This window comes from Bacillus sp. N12A5, from assembly GCF_026790125.1.
Lineage (GTDB): Bacteria > Bacillota > Bacilli > Bacillales > Bacillaceae > Bacillus.
Map to the genome: position 1 here is coordinate 279,134 of NZ_JALAMR010000008.1, position 15,447 is coordinate 294,580.

Sequence of the window (15,447 nt, forward strand, 5' to 3'; positions counted from 1 at the left end):
AAGCAGATTCGGGAGGAAAGAAAATGATGAGAACGATTAAAGTAGGTTCCAGACGGAGCAAACTCGCTATGACTCAAACAAAATGGGTCATTCAAAAACTGAAGGAAATCAATCCTTCGTTTGCCTTTGAAATTAAAGAAATCGTGACAAAGGGCGACCGGATCGTCGATGTTACGCTTTCAAAGGTGGGCGGGAAAGGGCTGTTTGTCAAAGAGATTGAACAAGCGCTTTTAAACGAAGAGATTGATATGGCGGTACACAGCATGAAGGACATGCCTGCTGTTTTGCCTGAAGGCCTTATGATCGGCTGTATACCTGAACGGGAAGATCCTCGTGATGCCCTTATTTCAAAGAATCGCGTTAAGCTTTCAGAAATGAAGGAAGGCGCTGTCATCGGCACAAGCAGTTTAAGAAGAAGCGCACAACTTTTGATCGAGCGTCCTGACATTACAATTAAATGGATTAGAGGTAATATAGATACGAGACTTCAAAAGCTGGAAACTGAGGATTATGACGCAATTATTTTAGCTGCTGCCGGACTTTCCAGAATGGGGTGGAAGCAAGACGTCGTAACTGAATTCCTTGAACCTGAGCGCTGTTTGCCTGCTGTGGGTCAGGGAGCATTGGCGATTGAGTGCCGAGAATCGGATGATGAGCTACTGGCGTTGTTTTCTCAGTTTACGGATGAATATACAAAACGAACCGTGTTAGCGGAACGTGCTTATTTAAACGCGATGGAGGGCGGCTGCCAGGTTCCGATCGCAGGCTACGCAGTGTTAAACGGGCAGGATGAAATTGAACTGACAGGGCTTGTCGCTTCTCCTGACGGCAAGATCATTTTTAAAGAAACCGTAACAGGAAGCGATCCGGAGGAAGTCGGAAAGCGCTGTGCCGCTCTTATGGCTGACAAAGGAGCTAAAGAATTAATCGATCGTGTGAAACGGGAGCTTGATGAGGATGGAAAATGATGTTCCGCTGAAAGGAAAAACTGTGCTGGTCACCCGGAATAAGGCGCAGGCAAAGTCGTTTCGGCAAAAAGTGGAGGAGCTTGGCGGAAAAACGGTTTTGACCTCTTTGATTACGTTTCGCCCGGCTTTGCCGAATGATGTTGCGAAACAGGTGAAAGCGGATCTTGCTGCACCCGGCTGGCTTGTTTTCACAAGTGTGAATGGAGCGGACTTCTTTTTTTCTTATCTAAAGGAAAATCAGCTCATTCTTCCTGCGCATAAAAAAATTGCGGCTGTCGGTGAAAAAACGGCCCGCCGTTTGGAAACGTATAACGTATCGGTTGATGTCATGCCTAAGGACTATATTGCTGAACAATTGGCGGAGGCTCTTAAGCAGCATGCTGAACCGGCGGAACGGATTACAGTGGTGAAAGGCAATTTGTCACGTGATGTGATAAAACAAGAGCTTGTCCCGCTCGGTTTTGAAGTGAAGGAATGGGTTGTTTACGAAACGATTCCTGATGAAGAAGGCATCGAGGCACTGAAAGAGGCTGCGGGTCAATATTCATTTGACTATGTAACATTTACGAGTTCATCAACCGTACATACGTTTATGCATGTCGTGGGGGAAGAATTGAAAAAATGGAAGGCGAACGGGACGTCCTGTATCAGCATTGGACCTTTAACAAGGGACGCCCTGCTGACGTATGGCATCACCTCGCATACGCCTGATACATTTACAATAGATGGCATGCTTGAGTTAATGTGCAGCATGTCAAGAGAGGAAGAGAGAATATGAGTCAATCATTTAACAGACACCGCCGCCTGCGGTCATCAAAAGCAATGAGAGAGATGGTAAAGGAAACACGTTTACATCCATCAGATTTTATTTATCCGATTTTTGTCGTTGAAGGGCTGGAAGGCAAAAAAGCTGTTCCATCAATGCCTGATGTTTACCATGTATCATTAGATCTATTGAAGGAGGAAGTGGCGGAGCTGGTCAAACTGGGCATTCAATCTGTCATCGTGTTCGGCATCCCTGAAGAAAAAGATGATTGCGGAACGCAAGCGTACCACGATCACGGGATTGTCCAAAAAGCCATCACAGAGATTAAAAAACACTTCCCTGAAATGATTGTTGTCGCTGATACATGCTTATGCGAATACACAGACCACGGCCATTGCGGACTTGTCAAAGACGGGGTCATCCTCAATGATGAATCGCTGGAGCTTTTGGCGCAGACAGCAGTCAGCCAGGCGAAAGCAGGTGCGGATATCATTGCGCCGTCAAACATGATGGACGGATTTGTTACAGTGATCAGAGAAGCGCTTGATAAAGAAGGATTCGTCAATATTCCGATCATGTCTTACGCTGTGAAATATTCAAGTGAGTTTTACGGTCCGTTCCGTGATGCAGCAAACAGCACGCCGCAATTCGGGGACCGAAAAACATATCAGATGGACCCTGCTAACCGTATGGAAGCACTCCGCGAAGCACAATCAGATGTCGAGGAAGGCGCGGACTTTTTGATTGTCAAACCTTCGCTTTCATATATGGATATCATGCGTGACGTAAAAAATGAGTTTACTTTGCCGCTCGTCGCTTATAATGTAAGCGGAGAGTATTCAATGGTCAAGGCTGCAGCGCAGAACGGCTGGATCAAAGAAAAAGAAATCGTGTTAGAAATTTTGACAAGCATGAAGCGCGCAGGTGCAGACCTGATTATTACGTATCATGCGAAAGACGCAGCGAAATGGCTTGCGGAGTAATTTTATTCAGTTGACAGGAGTTGAGGCAGATGAGAAGCTATGAAAAATCAAAAGCAGCTTTTAATGAAGCGCAAAAACTCATGCCGGGCGGTGTGAACAGTCCCGTTCGCGCCTTTAAATCGGTTGATATGGACCCGATTTTTATGGAGCGCGGAAAAGGCTCAAAAATCTTTGATATTGACGGAAATGAATATATTGACTACGTCTTGTCATGGGGACCTTTAATTTTAGGGCATACAAATGACCGCGTCGTAGAAAGCCTCAAAAAAGTGGCTGAATACGGGACAAGCTTCGGTGCTCCGACTGAAGCAGAAAATGAACTGGCAAAACTCGTCATTGATCGTGTGCCATCTGTAGAAATTGTACGAATGGTCAGCTCCGGAACAGAGGCCACAATGAGTGCCCTCCGTTTGGCAAGAGGCTATACGGGCCGCAACAAGATTTTAAAATTTGAGGGCTGCTACCACGGACATGGCGATTCCCTCTTGATTAAAGCGGGTTCTGGTGTGGCGACTCTTGGTCTGCCTGACAGTCCCGGTGTGCCTGAAGGAATTGCAAAAAACACCATCACCGTTCCATACAACGATTTAGAAAGTGTCAAGCTTGCTTTCCAGCAATACGGTGAAGACATTGCGGGTGTTATTGTAGAGCCGGTTGCCGGAAATATGGGCGTTGTTCCGCCGCAAGAAGGCTTCCTGCAAGGGCTGCGTGATATCACTGAGCAATACGGTTCCCTGCTGATTTTTGATGAAGTAATGACAGGCTTCCGCGTCGATTATAATTGTGCTCAAGGATACTTCGGCGTAACGCCTGATCTGACTTGTTTAGGAAAAGTGATCGGGGGCGGGCTTCCTGTCGGTGCTTATGGCGGCAAGGCTGAAATCATGGAGCAGATCGCTCCGAGCGGTCCGATTTATCAGGCCGGCACATTGTCAGGCAACCCGCTTGCGATGACGGCTGGCTTAGAAACATTGAAGCAGCTGACACCTGAATCCTACAAGAATTTCATCAAAAAAGGCGACAGGCTGGAAGAAGGCATTTCAAAAGCCGCCGAGGCTCACGGCATTCCGCATACCTTTAACCGCGCAGGTTCAATGATCGGCTTCTTCTTTACAAACGAACCTGTCATCAATTATGAAACAGCCAAAGCCTCTGATTTGAAGCTGTTTGCTAACTACTATAAAGGCATGGCAAATGAAGGTGTATTCCTTCCGCCATCACAATTCGAAGGCCTTTTCCTTTCAACGGCCCATACTGATGAAGATATTGAAAACACAATCCAGGCAGCTGAGAAAGTATTCGCTGAGATCAGCCGCGGATAAGAGTATAAAACCGGTACAAGAACAACCTTGTACCGGTTTTTTTGTGTGCTCCCCCACTCATATTTTTCCTAGTTCATACATACACCTTTAGTGACATCTAATTTTAAGGATTAGATGAAAGGAGGATATGAACTTGCCGCAAAATCATCGATTGCAATTTTCTGTAGAAGAATCGATCTGTTTCCAAAAAGGACAGGAAGTTTCTGAACTTCTATCTATTTCATTAGATCCTGATATCAGGGTTCAGGAAGTAAATGATTATGTATCAATCAGAGGATCGCTTGAACTTACAGGTGAGTACAACATAGATCAAAACAAACATACTGAGGAGTTTTATACGGATAAGCGGTTTGTTGAAGAAGTCAGAAAGAGAGAGGATGGGAGCGCGGAACTGACTCACTGTTTTCCTGTGGATATTACCATTCCGAAAAATAAAGTGAGCCATTTACAGGATGTCTTCGTCTTTATTGATGCCTTCGACTATCAATTAACTGATTCTCGCATATTAACGATTCAGGCTGATTTAGCGATTGAAGGGCTTCTGGATGATGCGGCAGATAAAGAGCCGGAAATTCCATTATATGAAGCTCCTGCGGCATTCAGAGAGGAAGAACTTTCTGAGCCGCCAAGACGAAGTGGATTAGAACCGGATGCACCTCCGGCAGAGGAAGCGGTTTTCCAAGATGTTACGCCAGCTGAAACGCCGGAGCTTTTTGTCTCGAAAGCGGGTCTCCGTGAAGAGCTTGAAACAGAAAAAGCAGAATCTGAGGCGCCGGAATCAGTTGCTTCGGAAGCAGAGGCACGAGAAGATGTGAAAGTGAAAGCCGAGCCGGAAGAATTTATCGCGCCGGAAGAAGAATTTCGTGAAGAAGCGGAAACAGAAGAAGTTGACCCAGAGCTTGAAACTTCAGAAGTGAAGAGTCAAGAGATCGTTAATGCAGAAAAAGAAACGCCAGAGCTAGCAGCAGCTTCAATAGCGGACGCTCGTGAAAAAGCGAACTCTTCAGCAGAGATTCGTGAAGATTCTGGAGCAGAAGAATCTCCTGTTTTGGAAGGAGAGACTGCGATCTCGGAGGAAAAAGCAGTGTCTCCTATACTTGAATATGCGATGCGCCAAGAGGCTCAAAATGAAGAAGTTGATCAATCCAAACAAGCGGAGTTCGCACTTCGCCAAGAAGCAGGAGAGGGAGATCGAACGGAAGAAGCCGACCCTGTACTTCGTCAAGAAGCGGAAGAAGTGAATCGAACAGAAGAAGCCGAGCCCGCACTTCGCCAAGAAGCGGAAGAAGCAGATCGAATGGAAGAAGCCGAGCCCGCACTTTGCCAAGAAGCGGAAGAAGCAGATCGAACGGAAGAAGCCGAGCCCGCACTTCGCCAAGAAGTGGAAGAAGCAGATCGAACAGAAGAAAGAGAGCCTGTGCTTCGTCAGGAAACGAAAGAAGCGGATCGAACGGAAGAAACAGAGCCCGTGCTTCGTCAAGAAGCTGATGAAGCATCGAAGACTGTGTCTGAGGCTGTCCTTTCCAAAGAAGAAAGAGAGAGGGAACCAGCATCAGCTGCATATGTAAAGCGAGATGAAGCCGCTTTGCACTTTCAATTCACTCAAAAAGCAAGCTCGGAGGAGGCACCTCAAGAAGCAGAGCTTGAACCGGCATACCGTACATTCCTGCCCGAACAAGAAGAGGAGGATTCTTTTTATTCAGCGCCTAAGCTGCTGGAAAAGGAAGAACAAGAGGAGGAAAGCTTTGAAATTGAAGTGAGAAAAATACCTCCGGCTGAAGAGCCTGAGGAAGAAACTCCTTTTCAATCCTTCCAGCTGCCGGAAACCTCTGAGCCTGAAAGGAAGGAAGCTGATGCTGCTCCTATGGCTGCTCCTGCTGCTGAAACGAAGGAACCTCAAACAAAGGAAAGTGATAATTCTCTTTATTTAACAAAACTCTTTACGAGGGAAGAGGATGAGTTTTCGAGAATGAAAATATGCATTGTTCAGCAGGAAGACACGATCGAACGTTTATGCGAACGGTACGATATTACCTCCCAGCAGCTGATCAGAATGAATTCCTTAGCGTTGGACGATGAATTGAAAGCAGGACAGATCCTTTATATTCCTCAATATAACAACAGCCATGCGTAAGCCGTAAGCGATCGGAAAATGTGGTGAATGGAATGGAAGATACCCAATCGGTTCTTCAGGAATACGGGCTGACTGCTCAATTTATTGAGCCTGTCAGTCCTCTTGTGTGGAAAGTGTATACAGACTACGGCGTATTTGCCCTGAAAAAATTGAAATCGGCCCGCAGCAAACAGTTTACCGATCATATGGTGGCGATTGAGGAAAAAGGTTTCCGTTCATTTGTTCCCGTTTACAGAACAAATAACGGTGAATTTTTCTCAGGTGGCATACGATCAGGGGATTCCTATTATTTAATGCCTTGGCTCCAATTTGACCAGGAGGAAGAACGGGATCAGAAACATGCATATTTATTTAGAGAAACAGCCCGTCTTCACGAGAGAACCGCTCAGGAAATAAAGGTCAGACGAGATGACATTGAACGTTATTACGGACAAACGAAAAAAAAGTGGGAAGATGATAAAATTCTTTACGAACAGTTTGTAGACAGTGCAGAGAAGGAATGGTATCTATCCCCTTTTGAACTCCAGGCCGTAACCTATTTTTCAGAAACCATATCCGCTGTAAACTTTGCGCTGGAGCGGTTGGAGGACTGGTATGAGTCAGCTAAAGAACAAAGCGTTTCAAGGGTTGTGATGAACCACGGCAGCCTGTCTATCCACCATTTTCTGTATAATGATGCAGGAACCGGGTATTTCACGAATTTCGAAAGAGCGTCTGTCGGGCCGCCGCAAAACGACTTGCTCGGCTTTTATACAAAAATGTTCAAAGGCTTTCCGAAAGCTTGTCCTGAGTGTGTCGAATGGTTTTATGCATACACGAAATCATTTCCATTGCGTGAAGCGGAAGTCAGTCTTTTTCTCAGCTATATGGCATATCCTGCAGCCATGTACAAGGTGTTGAACCGTTATCAAACCGGGAAGAGACAGCATGAAAAAGATGAATGTACGCAATTATTAAAGGCTTACTGGCAAATGAAAAATATTGAGCCGTTTGTAATGAAAATTCATCAGATTGAACAAGAGAAAAAATTTCAGGCTGAAAACGAGTCCACGTCTTAATGGCGCGGACTTGTTTGTTTATATCCAGTCTAAATGAAGGGCGCAAGCTAACAAGATCAGGATTGCGAGCAGCAAAACATCAAAGGTTGTCGGAAAGAAAATGGTTCTGATCCCTTGAAAAATTGTAATGGGGATAATCACTTGCGCGGATACAAGCCGAATTTGCCTGACCCACGGCGGCAGGGAATAAGAGCTGAATCGTTTCTTCAAGGTGCATCCTCCTCTACGCATTTACAAGCATCATATGTAAACTTGGGCAATAGGTGCCTGCCCCTCTGTATAGAAAGCGGTGTTTTTGGAAAAGATGATTGACGAATCAAAAACACTTTTACTATAATAAAGAACATAAATAATGTATATAATGAGCTGATAAATACACCTGCTTAGAACGGGAAGAGTACAAAAAAGACGCATGCAGAGAGAGAAGCCGTTTGCTGAAAGGCTTCTTATGTTGTCTGATTGGAAGGTCGCCCGGGAGCATAATTTCTTGAAAGAAGAGTAGAGAAATTCGGGAAACACCCGTTATCCGTTGTAAGTGCATGAACTGATAGAGTTCATGAAAAAAGGTGGTACCGCGAAAGAGCTTTTCGTCCTTTTACAGGGATGAAGAGCTCTTTTTTCGTTCTCAGCCATTTTTAAACATGCTGGAGGGTTATCATGGAAACGAATGAACAAACAATGCCGACGAAATACGATCCGGCAGCGGTTGAAAAAGACCGATATGATTTTTGGCTAAAAGGCAAATTTTTTGAAGCGGGCAGCGACCAGACAAAAGAGCCATATTCTGTTGTCATTCCGCCGCCAAACGTAACAGGAAGACTTCACCTTGGCCACGCGTGGGACACGACGCTGCAAGATATCGTAACAAGAATGAAACGCATGCAGGGTTATGACGTGCTGTGGCTTCCTGGTATGGACCACGCTGGAATTGCGACACAGGCGAAAGTGGAAGCGAAACTTCGTGAGGAAGGCAAATCCCGCTACGATCTGGGACGCGAGAAATTCCTCGAAGAAACGTGGAAGTGGAAGGAAGAATATGCTGACTTCATTCGCAGCCAGTGGGCGAAATTAGGGCTTGGCCTTGATTATTCCCGTGAACGCTTTACGCTGGATGAAGGCTTAAGCAAAGCGGTTCGCGAAGTTTTCGTAAAGCTTTATGAAAAAGGCCTGATCTACAGAGGCGAATATATTATTAACTGGGACCCTGCGACAAAAACAGCTCTATCCGACATTGAGGTTATTTATAAGGATGTTCAGGGCGCGTTTTATCATATGAGCTATCCGCTCGCTGACGGATCAGGCTCAATTGAAATAGCGACGACACGTCCTGAAACAATGCTCGGTGATACAGCCGTTGCCGTTCACCCTGAAGATGAGCGCTATAAGCACCTGATCGGAAAAACGGTAATCCTGCCGATTACAAATCGTGAAATTCCGATTGTCGGTGATGACTACGTTGATATGGAATTTGGCTCAGGTGCAGTGAAAATTACGCCTGCTCATGATCCGAACGACTTCGAGCTTGGCAACCGCCACAATTTAGAGCGCATTCTTGTCATGAATGAAGACGGAACGATGAATGAAAATGCCCTGCAATATCAAGGCATGGATCGTTTTGAATGCCGCAAAAAGCTAGTGAAAGATTTACAGGAGGCGGGAGTTCTCTTCAAAATCGAGGATCATATGCACTCCGTCGGCCATAGTGAGCGAAGCGGGGCTGTTGTTGAGCCTTACCTTTCTACACAATGGTTTGTGCGCATGCAGCCGCTTGCTGATGCAGCGATTGAGTTGCAAAAGAAAGAGGAAAAAGTCAACTTTGTGCCTGACCGTTTTGAAAAAACGTATTTACATTGGATGGAAAACATCCGCGACTGGTGTATTTCCCGTCAATTATGGTGGGGCCACCGCATTCCAGCCTGGTATCATAAAGAAACAGGCGAGTTATATGTCGGGCTTGAAGCGCCTGAGGACAGCGAAAATTGGGAGCAGGATACAGACGTGCTGGATACATGGTTCAGTTCTGCGCTCTGGCCGTTCTCCACTATGGGCTGGCCTGATGTAACAGCTGAAGACTTTAAACGCTACTATCCGACTGACGTTCTTGTTACAGGGTACGACATCATTTTCTTCTGGGTGTCACGCATGATTTTCCAAGGCATTGAATTTACAGATGAGCGCCCGTTCAAAGATGTTTTAATCCATGGCTTAATTCGTGACGAGCAGGGCCGGAAAATGAGTAAATCTCTTGGAAACGGTGTCGATCCGATGGACGTCATTGACAAGTACGGAGCTGATTCTCTTCGTTATTTCCTTGCGACTGGTAGCTCTCCTGGACAGGATTTGCGCTTCAGCTATGAAAAAGTGGAATCGACTTGGAATTTTGCCAATAAAATTTGGAATGCCTCCCGTTTTGCATTAATGAACATGGATGGCATGACATACGATGAGCTTGATCTGTCAGGCGAAAAATCAGTAGCTGACAAGTGGATTTTAACGCGATTAAATGAAACGATCGAGCATGTGACCCAGCTCGCTGACCGATATGAATTTGGTGAAGTCGGACGCCATTTATATAACTTTATTTGGGATGATTTCTGTGACTGGTATATTGAAATGGCGAAGCTTCCGCTTTACGGGGAAGACGAAGCGGCTAAGAAAACAACCCGTTCTATCCTTGCTTACGTACTGGATCAAACGATGCGCCTGCTCCACCCGTTTATGCCGTTCTTAACGGAAGAAATTTGGCAACACCTTCCTCACCAAGGGGAATCGATTACAGTAAGCCAATGGCCTGTTGTGGTGCCGGAGCATACTGATACTGAAGCGGCAGCTGACATGAAGCTTCTTGTTGAGCTGATCCGTTCCGTGCGTAATATCCGCAGTGAAGTCAATACGCCAATGAGCAAGCAGGTTGAACTGTATATTAAAACAAGCACAGATGAAATAGCAGCCCGCCTCGAAGCGAACCGTTCATATGTTGAACGCTTTACGAATCCGAGCGTGCTTAAAATCGGCACCGATATCGAGGCTGTTGATAAAGCGATGACAGCCGTTGTCTCAGGAGCAGAGGTTATTCTTCCGCTAGAAGGCTTAATCAATATTGATGAAGAAATTGCCCGTCTGCAAAAAGAATTCGATAAGCTGACGAAAGAAGTCGAGCGTGTTCAAAAGAAACTTGGAAATGAAGGATTTATGAAAAAAGCGCCTGCGCACGTAATTGATGAAGAACGTGAAAAAGAAAAAGATTATGTGGCAAAGCGTGACGCTGTTCAAAAACGAATGGCTGAGCTAAAGGGTTAATGAAAAGCCGGGGCGGTTTCTAGGGAAACCGCCTTGCCTTATAAAAGAGGGGATTATCATTGTTTACTGCATATGAAGAAGCGCGCAGCTGGATCCACGGCCGGCTGAAATTCGGAGTGAAGCCCGGTCTCGGCCGAATGGAGCAGCTGATGGCGCGGTTAGGCCATCCTGAAAAGAAAATCCGCGCGTTCCACGTAGCAGGAACAAACGGTAAAGGATCAACTGTTGCTTTTATTCGTACTATGCTGCAAGAAGCCGGATATACGGTTGGCACGTTTACGTCACCTTATATCATTACGTTTAATGAACGGATCAGCGTAAACGGGACACCGATTTCAGATGAAGAATGGACAACACTCGTCAATCAGGTTAAACCGCACGTTGAAGCGCTTGATCAAACGGACTGCGGCCAGCCGACAGAATTTGAGATAATGACGGCTTGTGCATTTTTATATTTTGCCGAGTTTCATAAGGTCGATTTTGTTATTTTTGAAACTGGTCTGGGCGGAAGATTTGACTCTACAAATGTAGTTGAACCGCTCTTAACAGTTATTACAAGCATCGGACACGACCATATGAACATTTTGGGTAATACCATTGAAGAAATTGCCGGGCAAAAGGCCGGAATTATAAAAGAAGGTATTCCTATCATTACAGCTGTTACCCAGCCGGAAGCCTTACAGGTCATTCGTCATGAAGCTGAACGACATGCTGCGCCGTTCCAGTCATTGCATGATACATGTGTGATTTTCAATGAAGAGGCTCTGCCTGCCGGAGAACAGTTTTCATTCAAAACGGGCGAGAAGTGCTATGAAGATATTCGGACATCTCTGATTGGCACACATCAAAGACAAAATGCGGCTTTATCCATTTTGGCTGCTGAATGGCTCAATAGGGAGAATATTGCCCGTATCAGTGATGAAGCGTTAAGAAGCGGGCTGGTAAAGGCTGCTTGGCCGGGACGGTTAGAGCTTGTTCAGGAACATCCGCTGGTATACTTAGATGGTGCGCATAACGAGGAAGGCGTTGAAAAGCTGGTGGAAACGATGAAGCAGCGTTTTCCTGATACCCGCATTTCTGTGGTGTTTAGTGCATTAAAGGACAAACCGTATCACGATATGATTAAGAAATTGGAAACCATATCGCATGCGATTCATTTTGCTTCTTTTGATTTTCCGCGTGCTGCTCTTGCAAAAGATCTCTATGAGGCAAGTGAAATCAGCAATAAAAGCTGGAGTGAAGATCCTGATGATGTGATCGAATTCATAGAAAGCAAAAAAGGCTCAAATAACATTGTCCTTATTACCGGATCACTTTACTTTATTTCTGATATCCGCAAAAGATTACAATAAACGCGTCCAGCCCCGGCAGTATGAAAAATGAGATTCTGCCGGGGTTTTTATATGTAAAATGAAATAGTTTCGATTAGAGTTCAGGCCTCTCACTCTGCTACAATCCAAACCAGAATCTACAGTGAGTAAAGGTGTGTTGTGTATGCTTCCCGCTCTCTTTATCCTCGGGCTTATTCTTGGCTCATTTTATTATACGGCCGGGTGCCGTATCCCCTTACAGATATCCGTTGTCACACCCCGTTCGGCATGTTCGTTTTGCCGGCAGACATTAACCCCGGCAGAATTAATCCCCATCCTGTCATTCCTTCTCCAAAAAGGCAAATGTAAAAGCTGCGGGCACAGAATTTCTTTTATGTATCCTGCGGCAGAGCTTGTGACAGCGTGTCTATTTACAGCTGCCGGAATACGCTTTGGCACGTCTTCAGAACTATTTCCCGCCGTCGTGTTTATTTCTCTTCTCATTATAGTTACAGTGACAGATATTCATTTTATGCTGATTCCAAATCGAATATTGATCTTTTTTCTCCCCATTTTGGCCGCTGCAAGACTGATTTCTCCGCTTGATTCCTGGTATACAGGCCTGTTAGGTGCAGCCGCCGGATTTCTTTTTCTGGCCTTAATGGCTGCAATTACCCATGGCGGAATAGGGGGAGGAGATATTAAATTATTTGCGGTAATTGGTTTTATGCTCGGTGTGAAAATGCTGGCAGCTGCCTTCTTCTTTTCTGTTTTGATAGGTGCATTATATGGAGCTGCAGCTGTCCTGACCGGAAGGCTAGCCAAAAGTCAGCCGCTTCCCTTTGCCCCTGCAATTGCGGCAGGGAGCATTTTGGCCTATCTATACGGTGACTCTATCGTTTCTTTTTATATCAAACTGGCATTGGGCTGACTGCTGAAAAATTTGACGAACGTTTTTTGGACAAGACGACAAAAGTCTTGTTCTTTTTTTTTTCGCCTGTGCTAAAGTGTGTAGCATGAAAAGCCGACAAGAACGGTCAAACAAATGAAGGGAGGAAGCGGAATTGAAAAAAAGGAAGAATAAAAAAAACAGTAAAGCCGCAGAAAAAGCCCTCAAGGTGACGATTAATGGAAAAGAAGAGACGGTATACGAAAAGGAGACGCCTGAGACTGAGACGGATAAGAGCATGACATTTTCGAATTGGGAGGAAAAGAGAAAGGCTGAACAGGAGATTGCGGCATCCCATGAGCATCCTGACGAAGATGAATTTAATTGGGATTCCGAGGAGGACAAGGTGTTTAAAGAGGATCCAAAAGTCGTTCCGCCCTATCAAAAGAATAAAACAAATGTGTATTCAAAAGGAAAGTCCGGATCGGCCAAACCGGTAAAAAGGGTGGCGGCAACAATTGCCTTTGCGGCAGTCATCGGCACTGGATTAGGGTTATTCGCGTTGAATATCTCTGGCAATAAAGAAGCGTCTGCCCCGGCATCTTTAGATGATTCACTGGGCAGCCCAACAGCAAAAGCCGGAGATACATCTGCTGATAAACAAAGCTCAGGCGCAGAAAAACAGGCGGCACATACTGAAGGTACATATAAAACGTATGCTGTGCAGGCCGGAAAATTTTCAAATGAAAAGGGTGCTGAAACGTTAACAGAACAACTGACAGAAAAAGGTTATTCCGCCGTGTCACTGTCAAAGGATGACGGGTATACGTATGTCATCGCAGGCTTAGCCAGTGATAAGGACGTGTCACAGCAGTTAGGGCAGCTTTTAATCGACAGCGATTTTGAAGCATGGGGTGGCAAGGAGCTTTCCTTATCAATAGAGTCAGATATGACAGATTCCTTCAAGGAAACAGCGGAGCTTGCAGCAAAGGCGATTCTCGGAGAAGATATTACAAGAGCGAGTGTAGAGAAAATAGAAAAGTCACTCGGTAAAACAGAAGCGTCTGAAACAGGGGAGAAAAAAGCGATTTTACAGGCTTTAAAGGAATTAGAGGACCCAAGCGCTGAAGCCGGGTGGAAGGCTCAGCAGGAGCTGTTAGCCGTCGTTAAATAAGAGAAAGTGCCTGAGCCTTTGTCCTTTAGTGACAGGCTTTTTTTTATTTTGTCATGAAAAAGTTATTTTTCTGAAATTGTGACAAGCCTCGTGATTTGGTAGGATAAACGAGTATCTTTTTTTCTTAAGCAAACCCTGAAAGGATGACGGACATGAAAAAGCCGCTAATACTTGCATCACAATCTCCGCGCAGGAAAGAACTCCTCGATCTTCTCCAGCTGCCCTACTCCATTATTGTCAGTGAAGTAGAGGAAAAATTAAATCGAAACTTTTCACCTGAAGAAAACGTCCAATGGTTGGCAAAACAAAAAGCTAAGGCTGTAGCTGATCTGCATCCGCATGCAATCGTCATCGGCGCTGATACAATGGTATGCCTGGACGGCGAATGTCTTGGCAAACCGCAGGATCCAGAAGAAGCTGCTACCATGCTGCGGAGGCTTTCAGGCCGAAGTCACTCAGTAATAACCGCGGTCAGCATTCAAGCTGAAAATCACAGCGAGACTTTTTATGATAGAACAGAAGTTACGTTTTGGTCCCTCAGTGAAGAAGAGATTTGGACGTATATTGAAACAAAAGAGCCGATGGATAAAGCAGGTGCATACGGCATCCAAGGAAGAGGCGCGCTTTTTGTAAAGAAAATAGACGGAGATTATTATTCAGTCATGGGTCTTCCTATATCAAAAACGATGAGAGCTCTTCGCCATTTTGATATAAAGGCATGACGGTTCTATAAACGGGAAGGGAAAGAAAAGGAGTGCTTGGTCATACACGATCTGCCATTAAAACTCAGAGATTTCCCAACGAAAGAAAAGCCAAGAGAGCGGCTTTTGAAAGTCGGAGCCGAGAACTTGGCGAATCATGAACTTTTGGCTATATTATTGCGGACAGGGACTAAACACGAATCTGTTTTGGACCTGTCAAACCGGCTGCTGCGCTCATTTGACGGGCTGCGTCTGCTCAAGGAAGCATCGGTTGAAGAGCTGTCAAGCATCCCGGGAATCGGCATGGTAAAAGCGATTCAAATACTGGCGGCAGTTGAGCTTGGAAGCCGGATTCATAAATTAGCCAACGAAGAACATTTCGTTATTCGCTCCCCGGAAGACGGCGCTAATCTTGTCATGGAGGATATGCGTTTTTTAACCCAGGAGCATTTTGTCTGTTTATACTTAAATACAAAAAACCAAGTCATCCATAAACGCACCGTATTTATCGGAAGCCTGAATTCATCTATTGTCCACCCGCGAGAGGTGTTTAAAGAAGCGTTTAAACGATCTGCCGCTTCCTTTATCTGTGTTCATAATCATCCTTCTGGAGATCCGACGCCGAGCAGGGAAGATATTGAAGTGACAAGACGGCTGTTTGAATGCGGAAATCTGATTGGCATCGAGCTGCTTGACCATTTGGTGATAGGCGACAAAAAATTTGTGAGTTTAAAGGAAAAAGGATATTTGTAACACTTTTTTTTTCGTCGAATTAAGCTATAATAGAGTTTATGAGTTTTTCCCTTTAGGGTATTTTTGCTTTAAGAAAGGAAGATACATAC

Annotated in this window: 13 protein-coding genes and 1 other annotated feature; of the genes, 12 read left to right on the plus strand and 1 reads right to left on the minus strand. The window is 45.2% G+C overall.

Annotation, left to right across the window (positions count from 1 at the left end; all coding sequences use genetic code 11):
• Nucleotides 1-23 precede the first annotated feature (23 nt).
• The 6 genes from hemC (at nucleotide 24) to cotN (ending at nucleotide 7,231) form a co-directional block, all read left to right on the plus strand.
• Nucleotides 24-968, plus strand: a complete 945-nt coding sequence (gene hemC, locus MOC09_RS10750; protein WP_268362574.1) for a hydroxymethylbilane synthase — start codon at nucleotides 24-26, stop codon at nucleotides 966-968.
• Nucleotides 958-1,746 (plus strand): uroporphyrinogen-III synthase, encoded by a 789-nt coding sequence (hemD, locus tag MOC09_RS10755; RefSeq protein ID WP_268362573.1) that lies wholly within the window; start codon nucleotides 958-960, stop codon nucleotides 1,744-1,746. The genes hemC and hemD overlap by 11 nt, the downstream gene beginning before the upstream one ends.
• A complete protein-coding gene (gene hemB / locus MOC09_RS10760; RefSeq protein ID WP_268367075.1) occupies nucleotides 1,743-2,717 on the plus strand; it encodes a porphobilinogen synthase in 975 nt (324 codons plus the stop codon). Before hemD ends, hemB begins: the two co-directional genes overlap by 4 nt.
• A gap of 29 nt (nucleotides 2,718-2,746) precedes the next feature.
• Nucleotides 2,747-4,039 carry a glutamate-1-semialdehyde 2,1-aminomutase gene (gene hemL, locus MOC09_RS10765; protein ID WP_268359773.1) on the plus strand — a complete coding sequence of 431 codons (1,293 nt, stop codon included), beginning with the start codon at nucleotides 2,747-2,749 and terminating at the stop codon, nucleotides 4,037-4,039.
• A gap of 133 nt (nucleotides 4,040-4,172) precedes the next feature.
• Complete coding sequence (locus MOC09_RS10770) at nucleotides 4,173-6,173, plus strand: LysM peptidoglycan-binding domain-containing protein (protein WP_268370492.1); 2,001 nt, start codon at nucleotides 4,173-4,175, stop codon at nucleotides 6,171-6,173.
• A gap of 32 nt (nucleotides 6,174-6,205) precedes the next feature.
• On the plus strand, nucleotides 6,206-7,231 hold the full coding sequence (gene cotN / locus MOC09_RS10775) for a spore coat protein CotN (protein WP_268370493.1): 1,026 nt from the start codon (nucleotides 6,206-6,208) through the stop codon (nucleotides 7,229-7,231).
• An 18-nt stretch (nucleotides 7,232-7,249) separates the two neighbouring features.
• Here the strand turns inward: cotN and MOC09_RS10780 are convergent, their stop codons facing one another.
• On the minus strand, nucleotides 7,250-7,441 hold the full coding sequence (locus tag MOC09_RS10780; protein WP_010330262.1) for a hypothetical protein: 192 nt from the start codon (nucleotides 7,439-7,441) through the stop codon (nucleotides 7,250-7,252).
• Between the two features lie 165 nt (nucleotides 7,442-7,606).
• Nucleotides 7,607-7,829: a binding site (T-box leader), on the plus strand.
• Nucleotides 7,830-7,888: 59 nt separating this feature from the next.
• On the opposite strand from MOC09_RS10780, the gene valS reads away from it, so the two are divergent.
• From valS to radC, 6 genes are all read left to right on the plus strand, one after another.
• Nucleotides 7,889-10,531, plus strand: a complete 2,643-nt coding sequence (gene valS, locus MOC09_RS10785; protein ID WP_268359769.1) for a valine--tRNA ligase — start codon at nucleotides 7,889-7,891, stop codon at nucleotides 10,529-10,531.
• A gap of 59 nt (nucleotides 10,532-10,590) precedes the next feature.
• Nucleotides 10,591-11,883 (plus strand): bifunctional folylpolyglutamate synthase/dihydrofolate synthase, encoded by a 1,293-nt coding sequence (locus MOC09_RS10790; RefSeq protein WP_268370495.1) that lies wholly within the window; start codon nucleotides 10,591-10,593, stop codon nucleotides 11,881-11,883.
• A 142-nt stretch (nucleotides 11,884-12,025) separates the two neighbouring features.
• A complete protein-coding gene (locus MOC09_RS10795; protein ID WP_268370497.1) occupies nucleotides 12,026-12,772 on the plus strand; it encodes a prepilin peptidase in 747 nt (248 codons plus the stop codon).
• 133 nt (nucleotides 12,773-12,905) lie between these two features.
• A complete protein-coding gene (locus MOC09_RS10800; RefSeq protein ID WP_268359764.1) occupies nucleotides 12,906-13,904 on the plus strand; it encodes an SPOR domain-containing protein in 999 nt (332 codons plus the stop codon).
• 152 nt (nucleotides 13,905-14,056) lie between these two features.
• On the plus strand, nucleotides 14,057-14,626 hold the full coding sequence (locus tag MOC09_RS10805) for a Maf family nucleotide pyrophosphatase (protein ID WP_268359762.1): 570 nt from the start codon (nucleotides 14,057-14,059) through the stop codon (nucleotides 14,624-14,626).
• 36 nt (nucleotides 14,627-14,662) lie between these two features.
• Nucleotides 14,663-15,358 (plus strand): RadC family protein, encoded by a 696-nt coding sequence (gene radC, locus MOC09_RS10810; RefSeq protein WP_071577134.1) that lies wholly within the window; start codon nucleotides 14,663-14,665, stop codon nucleotides 15,356-15,358.
• Nucleotides 15,359-15,447: the final 89 nt, after the last annotated feature.